Below are 16,181 nucleotides of genomic sequence, written 5' to 3' on the forward strand. Positions count from 1 at the left end.
CGTTCCTGTGAGCTGCTGGAGGTCTCCCGGTCCGCCTACTACCAGCACCGTGCCGGGCCGTCGCGGCGGGACCGCGACGACGTCGACCTGGCCGCCCGCATCGCGGAGATCCACGCCGACTCGGCCGGCACCTACGGCGCGCCCCGGGTCCGCGCGGAACTCGCCGCGCAGGGGCGGCGGCACTCCGGCAAGCGGGTCGCGCGGCTGATGCGGGGCGCCGGGTTGTGTGGTCGGATGCCGAAGCGGTGGCGGACCACGACCGTGCCCGACCCGGGTGCGGCGGTGTCGGCGGACCTGATCCGCCGGGACTTCGACGTTGCCGCCGGCCGGGTCGACACCCGCTGGTGCGGCGACATCACCTACATCCACACGTGGGAGGGCTGGTTGTACCTCGCCACCGTCATCGACATCGCGTCACGCCGGGTGGTCGGTTGGGCCACCGCCGACCATCTGCGGACCGATCTGCCCGCTCAGGCGTTGTCCAACGCGATCGCCGTCCGACGCCCGACCGGGCCGGTGATCTTCCACAGCGACCGGGGTTGCCAGTACACGAGTGCCCAGTACGCCCGGCTCGCCGATCGCAGCGGGGTGCGGTTGTCGGTCGGTGGGCGGGGTCAGTGCTGGGACAACGCCGTCGCGGAGTCGTTCTTCGCCACGATCAAGACCGAACTGCTCGACCGGAGGGCGTGGCCGACCCGGGCCGCCGCCCGTGCGGCGATCTTCGAGTGGATCGAGGGGTGGTACAACACCCGCCGCCGCCATTCCACCTTGGACTACATGAGTCCGGCCGAGTATGAGGCGACGGCCTATTCCCGCAGGCCAGCCAGCAAGGTAGCGTGAGATCAACTTACCGACCCTGTCCGTCAAACCGGGTCAACCCCAGACCACGTAGAGGGTCAGGCTGTCCGAGCTGGTCTCGAGGCGGCGGAAGGAGTCCAGCTCGACGGCGGACTGCCAGGCGGTGGAAAGCAGCTTGGCGAGGCTGCCGACGACGACCTTGTGTCGGATTACGTACATCGACGCCCGTCCGTCGGAGCGCTCCCGGAGCAGCGCCAGGTTGCGGTCGAGCACGATGGCATCCGGCAGGTCGGTCTGGCGCACCCGAACCTTGGCGCCGCGCCGGACCAGGTCGTCGAGGCGCGTGCTGCCCGGTTCCTCGGCGGCCGTGACGCTGTCAGCCAGAGTCAGCAGGCACCCTGTACCGTGCCAAAACTGGTTCAACGGCGGTGACCTGGTGTTTTGATGATCATTTCAGGCTGCTCGGTGGTACTCGTTGATCATCCCGTTGAGTCGTCTTCGGCGGCGTATGGGCTTGTCGATGGGGATGACGACGGACGGGTCATGGTTGGGTGGCCGCTGCTGACGCCCTTGGTGCGGCCGGTGGTCGTTGAAGTGGTCGACGTACTCGCCGACTACGGTCTGCGCGTGGCGCTCGTTGTAGATCAGCATGTGGTCGGTGCACTAGGGCGTGTATCAAAGTCGGCCGTGGGCGGGTGACGAACTTCCGGCGTGTCGCTGCCTGGTAAACAGCGAGGTCTCCGGTAGATGGCTTATCGACCAAGATGAACCATCAACACGGAGACCTCGTGACCAGCGTAGCGGTGACGAGGCGGCACGACCTGACCGACGCTCAGTGGGCAGTCCTGGAACCTGTACCGTTCGGAAACTCGGTCATGGCCGGTGAAGTGCGGTTTTGGTGGTGTGGAGCTTGGTCGATCTGGGTCGGAGTTGGCGCCCTGTTCGATGGCTCGGGTTCGGCTACGCGGCCTGCTCGTACTCGTTGATCAACGCGTGGACGGCCTTCCTGCGTTGTACTCGGACGGCATCCAGGTCGGTCACCAGGGCTGGGATCGTGTCGCGGCCAGGTGGGCGTTGTCGGCGACCCTGATGCGGGCGATGCCGGTTGTAGTGCGCCAGGTATTCAGGCAGCACGACGAGCAGATGTCGGGTGTTGTAGATCAGGATCTGGTCCAGGCACTCCCGCCGTACGGTGCGTACCCAGCGCTCCGCGAACGCGTTGGCCCGGGGTGCCTGCGGTGGTGTTCGGAGCACCTCGACACCCTCGGCGTGGAAGACGATGTCGAACGCGGCGGTGTACTTGGTGTCCCGGTCCCGGATCAGGAACCGGAACTGGCCGGCATGCTCGCCCAGGTCCATCATGAGGTTGCGGGCCTGCTGTGCCACCCACTCGCCGGTCGGGTTGGTCGTGGCGCCCAGGAGGTGGACTCGCCGGGTCGCGATCTCCATGAGGAACAGGACGTAGATGCGGGTTAGTCCGATGGTGTCGACGTGTAGGAAGTCGCAGGCCAGGATGCCTTTGGCCTGGGTGGTGAGGAACTCGGTCCAGGTCGGTCCCGCCCGTCGTGGAGCCGGACCTGCACCGGTGGTGTTCAGGATCGCCCAGATCGTGCTGGCCGCGAGTCGGTAGCCCAGGCCGATCATCTCGCCCTGGATGCGTCGGCATCCCCAGGTCGGGTTGTCCCGGGCCAGCCGTAGCACCAGTTGGCGTACCTCGGCCGTGATCGGCGGTCGACCGCGTCGCCGTCTCGGGTAGGTCCACCGTCGTGCGATCAGGTTGTGGTGCCAGCGCAACAAGGTGGCTGGGGTGACGAAGAACGCTGTCCACCGGGTCCGCGGTAACAGCCTCGACAGGCCGGCAAGGACCGCCCGGTCAGCCGGTTCCATATCTGGACGGCGTACTTGCCGACGAAGGACCGCGACCTGGTGCCGCAGCACGAGTACCTCGACCGCGTTGGCGTCCCCACCACGATTCAACAGGATGATCAACTGCAGTGCCTGACGAAGAATCAGGTAGCCGAACGACAGGATCATGACCGGTAGCATGACGCCATCCATCGATCCCACAGCGGACAAAGTCGCACGTCACCGGCCGTGGCCGAGTTTTCGAACGGTACAGGGTCGGGACGTGAGGGATGCTCGTCGCACGAGCACCCACCGAGCACCCAACCGACCACAAGGGATGAAAAAGCGAAGGGGCCCGACTGCCGTTTCGGCAGGTCAGACCCCTGATGATCTTGCGCGCCCGAAGGGACTCGAACCCCTAACCTTCTGATGCGTAGTCCGCAGCATATGGCACCCCCCTCCAGTTTTGGACATATTGCAAGATGGATCCGACCGCAATCCACTCGATCCGGTGACGTCCCGATGAATCCGCCCAGGTCCCGGGCCCGCATCTGCTCACCATCCAGGTTTCTGGATTTCTTGGGCGATCTCGTGACGGCCGCGAAATCCGGCTACGTCCTGGTGTCTGTACACCAGTTCCCCGACGTCCGAGCACCCACGGAGCACCCACAACGGAGCACCCACGTGTCGACCAGCCGGCGCAGCTGCGGCTCTCCGTGAACGCTGCAAGGGGATGACATTTCCGGCTGAAACGGCGGTGCGGGTCCGCGACATCCGAGCGCCACCGGGAGCATCATGCGATCAACACGCGCCGGGGCACGAGCCGGTTCTCTGTCCGTCTGTACCGGTGGGTGCCGGGCGCGCCGTACGATCGCAGGCAGAGGAGGTGCGGCGATGGTGCGGGCGGGTGGTGCGCCTGCTGGTTCGGGGTACGCCGACCAGCGGCACTACGTCGTGCCCGCGAGCCTGGCCGAACTGCGTGGCCCGGTCAGCGGTGTGGTGACGTTCGACCGGCGTCTCGACTGGTCCGGCGACGCGACCTATCACCTGGGCGACCCCGGAGATCTCCAGGTGATGTACCAGACGGTGCTCAATCAGGCCGCCACCGTGGCCGACCTACGCCAGTGGCTCGACGGCGACACGCTACGCCGACTCTGGCCGGACCTGTGGCTGCCCGCTCGGCTACGGGCCCTGTGGCAGGCCCGCTTCCCCGAGTTGGCCGCGCCACCACGGGCGCTGGCCGGCTGAGCGTGGAACCGGTTCACCTTCGGCTGGCGCAGCTCGGACTGCGCGTGGCTGGCCGGTACGGTTTCGCACTGGCCGGCGGCTACGCCGTACAAGCCCACGGGATCCTGGACCGACCCAGCGAGGACGTGGACCTGTTCACCGCGTGGGAGCGCCGCGGTGACTTCGCCCAAGCTGTGGACGCCGTCGTCGACACCTATCGCGCCGACGGCTATACGGTCGAGGTCACGCAACGGTTCGAGACCTTCGCCCGGCTCGCCGTCACCGACCCGAGCGAACCGGATCGGCCGTACAAGGTTGAACTCGCCGCGAACTGGCGTGCGCGCCCACCCGTGACGATGGACATCGGCCCCGTCCTACACATCGACGACGTCGTCACCGGCAAGATGTCCGCCCTGTTCACCCGCGCCGAACCGCGGGACTTCCTCGACGTGGACGCGGCCCTGGCAACCGGCCGATACACCCGCGAGCAGGTGCTCGAACTCGCCGAGCAGGCCGACGCCGGCTTCGACCGGCGGGTCCTGGCCGATCTGTTCGCTATGCTCCAGCGGTACCCGGATCGCCGCTTCGCCGCCTACGGCACCGATCCCACGTACATCACCGCGATGCGTGAGCGCTTCGCACAGTGGCGCGAGGTGCTGCTCGCCAGCGAGGAGTAGCACACCCCGTGAGTTCCATGGACGTTCCGCCCTGGGGTGACGATCGCTCCGGGAGCGAACCCTACGGCGAGATGCCTCTCATCCAGGAACCGAGCCTGTTCGGCCTGATCATCGGGGTCCGGTACTCGATTTGTGTGGGGTGGGCGTTGGTGAGCTGTTATTCGTTGGTGGTTGGTTGATCAATGTCGCTAGGATGTCGCGCGGGGTGGGGTCTGTAGCGCAGGGGTAGTCGCGCCGTGTACCGTGCCAAAACTGGTTCAACGGCGGTGACCTTGTGCCTGCCGAGAATGTCATCCGTGCAGGTCAGGCGGCATGTTCGTACTCGTGGAGGATGCCGCCGAGGCGGTCATGCCGGTGGATGGTCAGGCGGGCGATCCGGTCCGGATCGGTGATCGGTTCGGGTAGCGGGGCGAGTGGTCGGGCGTTGGTGATGCCCTGATGAGGGCGATGTTCGTTGTAGAAGTTCTCGTACTCGCGGAGCGCGTGTTGTAGGTGTCGCTGGTTGAGGATCAGGGTCCGGTCGAGGAGTTCGCGCCGGCAGGTCCGTATCCAGCGCTCCATGATCGCGTTCATTCGGGGTATCCGAACGCCGGTGCGTACCACCGCAATGCCGGCGTCGGTGAGGATCGTGTCGAACAGGGCCGGGTACTTGCCGTCCCGGTCGCGGATCATGTATTTGACCTGGCAGCCCGCGTCTTCGAGGTCCATGACCAGGTTGCGGGCGGTCTGTGCCACCCAGGCTGCGGTCGGATGGGCGGTGACGCCGAGGATGCGGATGCGGCGGGTGGCGTGGTCGATGACGGCCAGGACGTAGAGCCGGGTGCCGGTCAGTGTGGTCGTTTCGAAGAAGTCCGCAGCGGTGATGGCGTGGGCCTGGGACCGTAGGAACGCCACCCACGTGTTGCTGGTGCGCTCGGGCGCCGGCTCGACACCGGCGTCCTGGAGGATCTCCCAGACCGTGGAGGCGGCGACCTTGACGCCCAGGATGAGGAGTTCGCCGTGGATCCTGCGGTAGCCCCATGCCGGGTTCTCGCGGGCCAGGCGCAGGACCAGCCGGCGGATCGACCGGACGGTTCGGGGACGCCCGGCCCGGTGGGGCCGGGAACGGCGGGCGTGCCGACGGACGATCAGATCCCGGTGCCAGCGCAGCACCGTGTCCGGGCGGACCAGCAACCGCAGACGGTTCAGTGCGGTGCGCGGTAACGGGTGCAGCAGGGCGGCCATCCATGCCCGGTCGGCTCGCGTGAACCGGACTCGGTCGCCGTGCAGGTGCCGCTCGAGCACCATGATCTGGTGCCGCAAGGCGAGGATTTCGGCGTCCTTGTCGCGGTTGCTCATCGGCAGCAGCCGTAGCAGGGCCAGGGTGTTGGCCACGCCGAGGTACGCCAGTCGAAACAGCACACCCTATCGTCGCGCAGCACGCGACGTTGACCACTGTCGTGACCCTGTCTGCCGAATCCGCGCCGGGAACCGGCCGCTCCAAGGCCCGGTGATCAGATGGCTGTGACCAGGGTGGATGGGGTTTTCGGCATCCACAGCGTCCCTGCAGGTCCGGCGTCGCATCGGCTGAGGTAGATGCTTGCTGCCGTGCCGGATACTGCTGTGAATCCTTCCCGGTCCCGGAACGTCCGTGTTGGTTCCCCGACGTCCGAGCACCCTTGGAGCACCCGGCCGCTGGCCTACGGCAGCCCTGACCGGTGTCCCTCGTGTCACTTGACGGAGTCGTCAACTGCTGTGTGTTGCCTGTCGAGTAGCTCGCGGCGCCATGCGGAAAATCGGCTGCGGAGGTCGTTCAGAGCCGGGTCGGTGAGGCCGTACTGGGTGAAGTCGTCGGGATCGAGTTGGTCGGCTTGCCCGAGAGCGTCGGCGAAGATGCGCCGGTCGAACCCGCGGTCAGCGCGTTGCGCGAGGGTGAGGAGGGTTTCCTGGGTGTAGCGGCCGGACTGGAGTGTAGCGTCGATGTCGATGAAGTCACGCGCGAGTGCCCGGCCGTAGAGCGCGCTCATCTTGTTCGCGACCGCGTCGTCGGGATGTAGGACCGGTCCGATGGCCATGAGGATGGGTTCGTTGGCGCGCCAGTCCACACCGAGTTCCACCTTGGATACGCGGTCGTCATCGGTGACCGTCAGCCGGGCGAACGTGTCGTACTGCCGCTCGATGGTGACGGTCAGGCCGTCGTTGCGGTAGGCGTCCACGACGGCCGTGACCGCGGTGCTGAATTCGTCGCGGCGGTCCCAGGCGGTGAACAGGTCGACATCCTCGCTGGGTCGCTCGATCAGCCCGGCGGCTTGGACGGCGTAGCCGCCGGCGAGAGCGAAACCGTACCGGCGGGCGGCGGCGAGCCCGGTGCGGGCGAGCCTTTCGTGGAAGGCGTCCATTACGCGGCGTTCGTGCCGGTGGCGGCGAGTTCGGGGAAGGCTTCCTCCCAGCTTCGTCGGAGTTGGGGTGGCAGCCAGAGGGTGGGCCAGAGTCGCCGGAGCAGGTTTACGTTGAGCCAGGTGTTCAGGTCATCGACGGTGCCGGCTTCGGTGAGTACCAGCTTGTACATGCTGGCCAGGCGTGCTGGTCGGCTCAGGTCGTAGGTGGCGTGGCCGGACCAGTCGAGATGACGGGGAAGCGTGACCACGCCTCCGGTGGGGCCGGTCAGTGCGGTGAGGGTGTCGGCCACGATGTAGGGCTTGCGGTCACCGTAAGGGCGGTAGTCCGCCGGCGGCTGCGGTGGTGTTCTGCGCCGGCTGATGTTGGTCGCCCGTCGGACTTCCGGTCGTAGCGCCTGGCGGATCGTCTCCCGGCTGTATCCGGTGACCCGTTGCAGCTCCACCGGCCGCCAGCCGGCCGCGTGGAACGCCCGCAGTTGCTCGTCCCGCGCGGTCAACGCGGCTGCCCTGGTCGCCTCGTACGTGGCTACGACCGCCCGCAGATCGTCCTCGGAGTGGACCATGCCGAGAAGTCTACCAAGCGAGGCCAAGCGTGCTAGGCAGAGTACCCGGACCGTTCGGGAATTCGGTCATGGCCCATGAGGTGCAGTTTGTGGTGTCGTCGGGCTTGGGTCGGCCTGGGTCGGAGTTTCTCGGCCGCGCAGGCTGTGTGGGTCTCGCCTGCGACTTCTCGCACTTCGACATGATCGGCTTGATCCGCGTGCGTGTGCTGTCTGATCGAGATCGCGACCGGGTGAATATCCTGGGCGTGACCACGATTGTGTGCCGTTCGAGGATTCGGTTGGGCTACGCGGCCTGCTCGTACTCGTTGATCAATCCGTGGACGGCCTTCCTGCGCCGTACTCGGACGGCATCCAGGTTGGTCACCGGCACTGGGACTGTGTCGCGGTCAGGTGGGCGTTGCCTGCGGCCCTGATGCGGGCGATGTTGGTTGTAGTGCTGCGGGTGCCGAGAACCTCATCCGCGCTGGTCAGGCGGCATGCTCGTACTCATGTAGAAGCCCGCCGAGTCGGTCGTGTCGGTGGACGTTCAGGCGTGTCAGCGCTGCGGGGTCGCTCATCGGTTTGGGCAGCGGGCGCAGCGGTCGGGCGTTGGCGATGCCGCGGTGCGGCCGATGCTGGTTGTGGTGGTGTTCGTACTCCCGGAGTGCGTGTACCAGGTGGGCGTGGTTCCAGATCAGTGCTCGGTCGAGCAGTTCGTGGCGGCAGGATTGGATCCAACGTTCCATGATCGAGTTCATGCGTGGCATCCGGACGCCGCTGCGCACGACGGTGATCCCGGCGTCGGCGAGGACCGTGTCGAACAGGGCGGGGTACTTGCCGTCTCGATCCCGGATCATGTATTTCACTTGGCATCCGGCATCTTCGAGATCCATCACGAGGTTCCGGGCGGCCTGGGTGACCCAACCGGCGGTCGGGTGGGCGGTGGCGCCGAGAACGCGGACGCGGCGGGTGGCGTGTTCGATGACCGCAAGGACATGCAGGCGGGCACCGGTCAGCGTGGTGGTGTCGAAGAAGTCGGCGGCGATGATGGCCTGCGCCTGAGAGCGCAGGAACGTCGCCCAGCCGGTGGCGGTGCACTGGGGCGCCGGGTCGATCCCGGCCTGCCGCAGGATCTCCCAGACGGTGGAAGCCGCGACCTCCACACCCAGGACGAGCAGTTCGCCGTGGATGCGACGGTACCCCCACGTCGTGTTCTCGCGTGCCAGGCGCAGCACCAGCCGACGGATCGACCGCACGGTACGTGGCCGGCCGGCCCGCCGGGGTCGGGAGATTCTGGCGTGCCGGCGAGCGATCAGGTCACGGTGCCAGCGCAGCACCGTCTCCGGGCGAACCAGCAGTCGCAGGTTGCGCAGCACGTCGCGGGGTAGCCGGTGGAGCACAGCAGCAAGCCACGCCCGGTCAGCCGGGGTGAACCGGACCGTCTCGCCATGCAGCTGCCGCTGCAGGACCGTGACCTGGTGGCGCAGCACGAGAATCTCGGCATCCTTGTCCCGGTCGCTCATCGGCAGCAGCCGTAGCAGCGCGAAAGTGTTGGTTACGCCGAGGCAAGCCAGTCGCAGCAGCACAACAAGTCATCCCCACGCACCGCTCAACGTCGATCACCCGCCGCGCCAGGGAAGGGCGGAGTCAAGGATGCAAGTGAGTTCGGATCTCAGTGTTCAAGAAGGCCGTGACCAGGACGGACGAGGCTTTCGGCACCCGCAGCGGCCATGGCGTGGGCGCCGCTGCCGAGCCAGGCGTGGTGGGTGTCCTCGCCGAGCAGGACGTCACGGACCCAGTGGACCTTGTTTTCCAAGTGGGTGCGCACATGTCTGGCGATCTCGGCCCCCGTGCTGGTCAGGCTGGTGATGCCGTGGACGATCTGTTTGCTGATCCGTTGCCCGTCCGGGGTGTACGTGTCGCGGCGGAGCCGGAACGCGGTGGCGGCGCCGGGGAAGTCGACGCCGGTGGCGGGTGCTGTCCAGATGGTGCGGGTGACCCGGTAGCCGCTGCGGCGTTCGGTGTCGGTGTGGTCGCTGGTCGCGGCCGTGGCGGCGGGTAGCCGGTCGGTGATCGTGGCCAGCAGCGTGGGCCTGTTGCCCTTCACGGTGAACACGTAGTCCGCGTCTCGGTTCCGCAGGTAGGTGGCGGTGTCGCCGCTGGGGTGCGCGGCATCGGCGGTGATGACCGTGCCGGCGATCTCGGTGTGGTCGAGCAACGCCCGGATCTGGGTGACCTCGGTGGTGCCGGCCGGGACCAGCACCTGGGCGACGACCACCGCGGTGTCGTGGCGCATCGCGGCGAACAGCTGTACGTCGACCCCGTCCGGTCCGCCCGAGTGGCGGACGGTCTTGCCGTCCACCGCCAGCCCGCACCCGCCGGCCGGTGGAGCGAGTCGGGTGGCCAGCCAGGCGCTGACGAGGCGGTCCACCATAGCTGCGTCGACCGCCTCGATCACCCGGCGCAGCGTGTCGCGGCCCGGCGCGACGCGGACCCCGAGCACCGGATGCCGACGCGCGTCGGCGGCGGCCAGTAGCGGCTGCGGCAACTCGGCGACCCGGTCAGCGGCCTGCCGGAACAGGCTGCGGGCCGGCTGGGGGCAGCGCGGCGTGGGGTGCTTACCGACACCGGTGTAGTCCAGTGCCGGTCGCTCTAAACCTTGATCACTGGGGTAGGACGCCTGCGGCCACTGCCTTCAAGTCCGCAACCGGCACATTCCCGTTCCCGTCGACGACGATCACCACACCGTCCGGGGTCGTGATCACCACGTTGTGTGCGGTAACCTCGGAGCCCACGAATCTAGTGAGCTGGGCTCGGCCGGCCGGAAGCTCGTATCTGTCAATCACCTCGGAGCCCTTGATAGCCCATCCGGTCAACCATTCGGTGACCTGTGCCTGATCAACCTCAGCTGTCGTCCCTTCCGGGCGCAGCACCGAGATAGCTATCCAATTGCCCCCATTGGGCAGCACATACGTTCGCAGTGTCGTTGCGGCGGTCGGATGTTCTGACGCGGGCACGGAGCCGTCGTTGTGCAGTTGGTCCTTCGATACGGGGTAGCTAGCAGACCCGTTCCCAGGGACACCGACCCGGAGCCCATCAGGCACGAAGGTGACACGGTAGCCATCCAGCGGCTCGTGGATCGGGTCCACAGCTGCGGTCGGCGAGGCGGCCGCGATCGGATTAGTGGTCGGGCTAGAAGGGGCGGCGAGATGGGCGGGTACTGTCAGAGTGACCACGATGGTAGCGGCAACGGCTGTCGCGGCCACTGCGCCGCCCGCAGCTACGGCGCGTAGAACCCGGCGCCTGCGTACGCCTCGATGCACTCCGGTGATGAACGCGTCGGTGACAGGAAGAGCGAAGTGCTCCTTGTCCAGGACGGCTAGCTCGTCGGCGGGGTTTTCGGCCACCAGAATCACCCTTCTGCTGTCATGGTCGCCCGGAGGCTCGACAAGCCTCGGGAGAGTTGAGACCGCACCGTCGCTGGGGTGCAGTCCAGTAGGCGGCCGATCTCATCGTCCGGCAGATCAGCCACGTATCGAAGTGCGATCACTGCCCGCTGCTTCGGCGGCAGGCTCGCGAGGATCTCGCGAACGGCAGCTGTCGAGTCCACCGCGGCCAGTGCTGTGTCCTCGCGCGCGGTCTCCGGGATCTTGTCAGTCGGCATCGGCCTGCGACGTCGTCGCTCGTTGAGGAACAGATTGGTCATGGTGCGCTGGGCATAGCCGACGGGATTCCCGTCCGAGCGCAGCCTCGACCAGGCGAGCCCGACGCGAATGAGGGTTTCCTGAGCGAGGTCTTCCGCAGCGGCTCGGTCCAGCGTCAGGACATTGCCTAGACGCAGGAGCCCGGCGGCGCTCTGTAGTACGAACGCCTCGAACCCGGAGTCGTCCGGCGGGAATCGTGACACCATCACACTATGACTACACGGCGGGCCCCAGAGATGTTGCATGGGTCCCTTAAATTTCTTCGAAGCAGCTGCTGACACCGGACGAGCCCGGCAGCAGCGAACTCGTCGACGGACAGTTAGTCCAAGGCTCAGCGACACTGTCAAACCTGACTTCGGTCACTGGCTTCCGGCGCGAGGAACTCGAACCCGCAGCCAGCGCCGTAGTGATGGTCTCTCGGTCGGCGGCGCGCCGATGGTCGGAAGACACGGCTGGCGAGTATCTGCCGACGGCCCGCCTCGGCAGACAGGTCGGCGTCGGTGGACAGGGTGAGCTACCCCCGCTTTGATGGAGCTTCTTGATCATGGTCCGATGGCCGCTGGAAAAGGGCGGTTTCAGGTGGTCAGTGCAAGTAACAGGCGGTTCGCGGCCTCCGAGGGGATCGGCACCGCCGCTGTGCCCTGTTCGATCCGCTGCCGAGTGAAGGGCAGCGGCGGCGCCGATGGTCTCGCGCTCTAGTGTCTCGTGATCCTGTTGTCTTGACGTGATGTCGGTGTGGTTGGCTGTGCCTCGTGGAGCTGACAGCGGATGAGCGGGTGGAGCTTCGGGCGTTGATCAACAGCCCGGAGGTGTCGGCTGCGGTCGGCACCCGGGCGCGGATCGTGTTGTGGCACGCCGAAGGGCGGATGAAGAAGGACATCGCGGTGCTGGCCGGGGTGTCGAGGCCGACGGTGGACCTGTGGCTCGGCCGCTACGCCGACGAGGGCGCGGCGGGTCTGCTCAACCAGCCACCCGGCGGTTCCCGCGAACAGGTACCGGCCCGGATCCGGGCCCGGGTCCTCGCGCTGACCCGGATGACCCCGCCGACGGGCACCGGCCTGTCGCACTGGTCCAGCCGCGAGATGGCCGCGTACGTCACCCGCACCGAGGGCGTGCCGGTCTCCCACCACTGGGTGGCCAAACTCTGGCGCGAACACGGACTCAAACCCCACCGCTCCGGCACCTTCAAGATCAGCAAGGATCCGCGGTTCGCCGACAAGGTCGCCGACATCGTCGGTCTCTACCTCGACCCGCCCGGCGGCGCGGTGGTCCTCAGCCTCGACGAGAAGACCCAGATCCAGGCATTGGATCGGACCCAGCCGCTGCTGCCCATCGAGTTCGACGCCACCGAACAGCGCACCCACGACTACGTCCGGCACGGCACCACCAACCTGTTCGCCGCGCTCAACGTCGCCACCGGCGAGGTCATCGGCGAGTGCCGGCCCTCGCGCGACGGGGCGGCGTTCCTGGCCTTCCTCCGCAAGGCCGTGGCCCCACACCGGGGACGCCAGGTCCACGTGGTGCTGGACAACCTGTCCACCCACACCACCCCCGACGTGCTCGCCTGGCTGGCAGCCAACCCGCACGTGCACTTCCACTTCACCCCGACCGGATCGAGTTGGATCAACCAGATCGTGCGACACGCAAGTCGCATGAGTACAGCGACACTCATCGAAGGGGGTGCGGCGTGACGTCGCGGATGTAGTGTCCGGTCCCGTGCGCAAGGACCGTCCCCGCCTCGGCGTGCGTCGCGGGTAACCGCGGGGTGCGAAGCCCGGGGAAGGGCCCAAGGACTCCTGTTCCATCCAGGGGTTACCGGCTGGGGAAGACCGGACGGGTGAACGCAAGTGAACCCTCGATGACGCCTCGTCATAGGCACTTCCGCTCGATGGGACGCGCCAGCGGGAGACAGGGGCCAGCCGTTGCAAGGCGGCAGGTGCCGCTCGGAGGAATCTAGCCGGGCGGGAGCGCACCACCGTCCCCGGGGTTCAGAGGGCGCCCTACCCGGTCGTATCTGTCTCATGCGGAACGTGACAACCCCGATGGGGTCCAGACGGACAGTGATTCGGCTGGTAGGCCGCCTGTGAGGGCGGACGATGTCCCAGCGGGCGCAGGACGACCCGAGAAGCGAATGCCGGTGGCCGAAAGGCAGCGGGAAACCGGCGGCGGTGATGCTGGCTCCTCCGCCAGCGGTCGCCGGATAACCGGCCGGATAAGGGCATGTGCCCTGGCCTGAAAGGGCGCTGACGCGGGTCGGGTGAGCCTGCGGAGCTACTGCTGACCACAGCTTCGGAACCGAAGGGCAAGTTAGACACGATGACAGCTCATGCCTTCGCGGTGGCGATGGCGGCTCTCGGCGTGAACGGACCGGAGGACGATCGTGCTGGCTGGGACGCCATCGTTTGGCGGACCTGCGAGGACAACGTACGGCGGCTACGGCAGCGGATCTTCGCGGCGTCGCGGGACGGGGACCTGAAGAAGGTCCGGAACTTGCAGAAGTTGATGCTCCGCTCGCGCAGCAACGCCGTGGTGGCGGTGCGGCGGGTGACGGAGCGCAATGCTGGTCGCAGGACGGCCGGGGTGGACCGGCAGGTCGTGGTGACTGGGGAGCAGAAGGCCGAACTGGCCGACTGGATCCAGAACGACGCCAGGCCGTGGACTCCCCTGCCGGTCAAGCGCGTGTATGTGCCCAAGAGCAACGGCCGCCGTCGCGGCCTCGGGATTCCCGTGATCGCTGACCGGGCGCTGCAAGCCCTGACGGTGAACGCGCTGGAGCCCGAATGGGAGGCCCGGTTCGAGCCGAAATCCTACGGCTTCCGACCAGGTCGTGGCTGCCACGACGCCATCGTGGCCATCCACACGACGTCGAGCCGCACCGACGCCAAACGGCTGTGGGTGCTCGACGCCGACCTAGCGGCGGCGTTCGACCGGCTCGACCACGACCACATTCGCCGGTCGCTGGGCTGGTTCCCCGGACGGGGACTGGTCCGGCAGTGGCTGAAAGCGGGCGTGGTCGAGGACGGCCGGTTCACCCCCACCGAGGAGGGCGCTCCCCAGGGCGGGGTGATCAGTCCGTTGCTCATGAACGTTGCTCTGCACGGCATGGAGACCGCCGCCGGGGTCCGCTACCACGTCACCGGCACCCGTGCCGGGAAGACGATGGACGGTTGCCCGGTCGTGGTCCGCTACGCCGACGATCTGATCGCCTTGTGTCACTCCCGTGAGCAGGCCGAACAGGTCAAGGCGGCACTGGCCGGATGGCTGGCGCCCAGGGGTCTGGTCTTCAACGAGGACAAGACCCGGATCACGCACCTGACCGAGGGCGTGGACTTCCTGGGGTTCAACATCCGCCGCTACCCCAACGGCAAGCTGCTGACCAAGCCGAGTAACGACGCGGTGCGACGGATCCGCAGACGCCTGTCCGTGGAGGTGCGGGCCCTGCGCGGGTCCAACGCCGACGCGATGATCGGCAAGCTCAACCCGATCATCAACGGATGGTGCGCCTACTACCGGATCGGGGTGTCCAAACGCGTGTTCAACGCGCTGGACGCCCACGCGTGGAAACTGGTCTACAAGTGGGCCAGGTTCACCCACGCGAACAAGCCGAGACGCTGGGTGGTAGCCCGGTACTTCGGCGAGTTCAACTCGTCCCGGCGCGACAGGTGGGTATTCGGGAGCCGGGAAACCGGCTACTACCTGCGCAAGTTCGCCTGGACTCCGATTGTCCGGCACCGGATGGTCGCAGGGACGGCATCACCCGACGACCCGACCCTGACCGACTACTGGACCCTGCGGCGTCGCCGCAGCAATCTCCCGGTGGACATCACCACGCAACGGCTCCTGCGAGCCCAGCACGGCCGGTGTCCGATCTGCCGAGACCTGCTGCTGCACGCCGACCACGAGCCGCGAAGCCCACGTGAGTGGGAACAATGGCTCACCGCCACCCGCAGAGCGGTCCGCAGACACGCGGTCACCGTCTGGGGAGCGGGAACACCGGACGAACGCGTCGCCAACCGCCTCATACACACCCACTGCCACCGCCGGACCACCAGCAACGGCAGCCCAGCACTTCCGCCCACCCGCGAGCCTCCAGGGCTTGCTTGAGCCGGTTGCCCGGAAAGCGGGCATGGCCGGTTCTGAGGGGGCCCCGGCGCAGCAATGCGCCGGGGCTACCCGACGAGATCTGGTTCGGGACCATCACCCGCCAGGCCATCCGACGCGGCACCTTCGCCTCGGTCCAGGTCCTGATCCGGTCCATCCGCGACTACATCACCACCTGGAACGCCAACCCCCGACCCTTCACCTGGACCGCCACCGCCGACGAGATCCTCGCCAAGGTCCAACTCGTCCAGACCAACATCAAGAAACTCGTCGCGAACAACACCAAGTAAACCCATCAGGATCACGCGACACTAGTTCGTGATTCGCTGGAGCCTGATCCCAGCCTCCTTGGCCAGCTGGAAGGGCTGGCCTGGGGAATGCCTGGACGGTGCCGAGCAGTTCGCGTTCGTTCCGACCGGTGAGCTTGTGGCCGATGATCTGAAGGAGCTGGGCCCACCTTTTGCTGGGAGAGTGGCCGGTGCAGCTTGGCGACGACATCGGAGTCCGTGAACGACCTCATCGCCATTGATACCTGCTCCGGGTGCCACATAGGTGCGATGTGGTGGGCGACGACCGTCGGCGAGAGTTCAGAGGACGTCTGATTCACGTATTTTGCCGGTAATGTGGGTTTAGCCGTATCGCCAGGTTGGGGTGGTTTCGGTGGTGAGTCGTTTGGCGAGGTTGTCGATCATCGCGATGGTGATCATGCTGGCGGAGTTGTCGGGTCGGGCTTCGTAGTCGCGTACGAGTCGGCGGTGGTGCATGAGCCAGCCGAGGGTGCGTTCGACGACCCATCGGCGTTTGACGACGCTGAAGCCCTTGGTCTGTGGGTCCTTGGCCTCAATCCGTCAGAGAGCGTTGATCCCTGCTGATCGTTCCGGCTTGGCCGTTTTGTCCGCCTGTGGCGGG

General features: G+C 67.0%; 15 protein-coding genes and 2 pseudogenes. 6 read left to right on the forward strand and 11 right to left on the reverse strand.

Annotation, left to right across the window (positions count from 1 at the left end):
* The coding region (locus ACFHVL_RS29270) for an IS3 family transposase (RefSeq protein WP_416631756.1) at window positions 1–840 on the forward strand (840 nt) is incomplete at its 5' end.
* Window positions 841–873: 33 nt separating this feature from the next.
* On the opposite strand, the gene ACFHVL_RS29275 is transcribed toward ACFHVL_RS29270, so the two are convergent.
* From ACFHVL_RS29275 to ACFHVL_RS29285, 3 genes are all read right to left on the reverse strand, one after another.
* Complete coding sequence (locus ACFHVL_RS29275) at window positions 874–1,221, reverse strand: hypothetical protein (protein WP_416631757.1); 348 nt, start codon at window positions 1,219–1,221, stop codon at window positions 874–876.
* A gap of 30 nt (window positions 1,222–1,251) precedes the next feature.
* The gene (locus tag ACFHVL_RS29280; RefSeq protein WP_416583160.1) at window positions 1,252–1,449 is read right to left on the reverse strand and encodes a transposase; all 198 of its coding nucleotides are present in this window, start codon (window positions 1,447–1,449) and stop codon (window positions 1,252–1,254) included.
* Window positions 1,450–1,758: 309 nt separating this feature from the next.
* Complete coding sequence (locus ACFHVL_RS29285) at window positions 1,759–2,832, reverse strand: integrase core domain-containing protein (protein WP_416631758.1); 1,074 nt, start codon at window positions 2,830–2,832, stop codon at window positions 1,759–1,761.
* 705 nt (window positions 2,833–3,537) lie between these two features.
* On the opposite strand from ACFHVL_RS29285, the gene ACFHVL_RS29290 reads away from it, so the two are divergent.
* A complete protein-coding gene (locus ACFHVL_RS29290) occupies window positions 3,538–3,891 on the forward strand; it encodes a hypothetical protein (RefSeq protein WP_416631760.1) in 354 nt (117 codons plus the stop codon).
* 2 nt (window positions 3,892–3,893) lie between these two features.
* Window positions 3,894–4,547, forward strand: coding sequence for a nucleotidyl transferase AbiEii/AbiGii toxin family protein (locus ACFHVL_RS29295; RefSeq protein ID WP_416631761.1), 654 nt, complete (start codon window positions 3,894–3,896; stop codon window positions 4,545–4,547).
* Between the two features lie 303 nt (window positions 4,548–4,850).
* Here the strand turns inward: ACFHVL_RS29295 and ACFHVL_RS29300 are convergent, their stop codons facing one another.
* From ACFHVL_RS29300 to ACFHVL_RS29330, 7 genes are all read right to left on the reverse strand, one after another.
* A complete protein-coding gene (locus ACFHVL_RS29300; protein ID WP_416631762.1) occupies window positions 4,851–5,948 on the reverse strand; it encodes an integrase core domain-containing protein in 1,098 nt (365 codons plus the stop codon).
* 308 nt (window positions 5,949–6,256) lie between these two features.
* Window positions 6,257–6,925, reverse strand: a complete 669-nt coding sequence (locus ACFHVL_RS29305) for a nucleotidyl transferase AbiEii/AbiGii toxin family protein (RefSeq protein WP_416631763.1) — start codon at window positions 6,923–6,925, stop codon at window positions 6,257–6,259.
* Window positions 6,925–7,488, reverse strand: coding sequence for a hypothetical protein (locus ACFHVL_RS29310; RefSeq protein ID WP_416631764.1), 564 nt, complete (start codon window positions 7,486–7,488; stop codon window positions 6,925–6,927). The genes ACFHVL_RS29305 and ACFHVL_RS29310 overlap by 1 nt, the downstream gene beginning before the upstream one ends.
* A 467-nt stretch (window positions 7,489–7,955) precedes the next feature.
* The gene (locus tag ACFHVL_RS29315; protein WP_416631765.1) at window positions 7,956–9,053 is read right to left on the reverse strand and encodes an integrase core domain-containing protein; all 1,098 of its coding nucleotides are present in this window, start codon (window positions 9,051–9,053) and stop codon (window positions 7,956–7,958) included.
* Between the two features lie 86 nt (window positions 9,054–9,139).
* Window positions 9,140–10,015 (reverse strand): ISAs1 family transposase, encoded by an 876-nt coding sequence (locus ACFHVL_RS29320; RefSeq protein WP_416631767.1) that lies wholly within the window; start codon window positions 10,013–10,015, stop codon window positions 9,140–9,142.
* 115 nt (window positions 10,016–10,130) lie between these two features.
* Window positions 10,131–10,883, reverse strand: coding sequence for a hypothetical protein (locus ACFHVL_RS29325; protein WP_416569523.1), 753 nt, complete (start codon window positions 10,881–10,883; stop codon window positions 10,131–10,133).
* Entirely contained in the window at window positions 10,880–11,377 is a 498-nt protein-coding gene (locus ACFHVL_RS29330; protein ID WP_416569527.1) for a SigE family RNA polymerase sigma factor, read from the reverse strand. The genes ACFHVL_RS29325 and ACFHVL_RS29330 overlap by 4 nt, the downstream gene beginning before the upstream one ends.
* A 546-nt stretch (window positions 11,378–11,923) precedes the next feature.
* Here ACFHVL_RS29330 and ACFHVL_RS29335 point away from each other — a divergent pair.
* The 3 genes and pseudogenes from ACFHVL_RS29335 to ACFHVL_RS29345 all read left to right on the forward strand — a co-directional run.
* Window positions 11,924–12,862, forward strand: a complete 939-nt coding sequence (locus ACFHVL_RS29335; protein ID WP_416569522.1) for an IS630 family transposase — start codon at window positions 11,924–11,926, stop codon at window positions 12,860–12,862.
* A gap of 625 nt (window positions 12,863–13,487) precedes the next feature.
* Window positions 13,488–15,275, forward strand: a complete 1,788-nt coding sequence (ltrA, locus tag ACFHVL_RS29340) for a group II intron reverse transcriptase/maturase (RefSeq protein ID WP_416631769.1) — start codon at window positions 13,488–13,490, stop codon at window positions 15,273–15,275.
* 74 nt (window positions 15,276–15,349) lie between these two features.
* Window positions 15,350–15,562, forward strand: a pseudogene (locus ACFHVL_RS29345) (IS630 family transposase); the annotation flags it as partial.
* Between the two features lie 339 nt (window positions 15,563–15,901).
* Here the strand turns inward: ACFHVL_RS29345 and ACFHVL_RS29350 are convergent.
* Window positions 15,902–16,096, reverse strand: a pseudogene (locus ACFHVL_RS29350) (IS5/IS1182 family transposase); the annotation flags it as partial.
* Window positions 16,097–16,181: the final 85 nt, after the last annotated feature.

The sequence above is a fragment of the Micromonospora sp. LOL_023 genome (assembly GCF_048060115.1).
In the GTDB taxonomy this organism is placed as follows: Bacteria; Actinomycetota; Actinomycetes; order Mycobacteriales; family Micromonosporaceae; genus Micromonospora_E.

Bases quoted from the DNA above. Each gene is read 5' to 3' on its own strand.
- ACFHVL_RS29290 (WP_416631760.1), top strand. From the start codon at position 3,538: ATGGTGCGGGCGGGTGGTGCGCCTGCTGGTTCGGGGTACGCCGACCAG.
- ACFHVL_RS29285 (WP_416631758.1), bottom strand. From the start codon at position 2,832: ATGATCCTGTCGTTCGGCTACCTGATTCTTCGTCAGGCACTGCAGTTG.
- ACFHVL_RS29310 (WP_416631764.1), bottom strand. From the start codon at position 7,488: ATGGTCCACTCCGAGGACGATCTGCGGGCGGTCGTAGCCACGTACGAG.
- ACFHVL_RS29280 (WP_416583160.1), bottom strand. From the start codon at position 1,449: ATGCTGATCTACAACGAGCGCCACGCGCAGACCGTAGTCGGCGAGTAC.
- ACFHVL_RS29330 (WP_416569527.1), bottom strand. From the start codon at position 11,377: ATGGTGTCACGATTCCCGCCGGACGACTCCGGGTTCGAGGCGTTCGTA.
- ACFHVL_RS29305 (WP_416631763.1), bottom strand. From the start codon at position 6,925: ATGGACGCCTTCCACGAAAGGCTCGCCCGCACCGGGCTCGCCGCCGCC.
- ltrA (WP_416631769.1), top strand. From the start codon at position 13,488: ATGACAGCTCATGCCTTCGCGGTGGCGATGGCGGCTCTCGGCGTGAAC.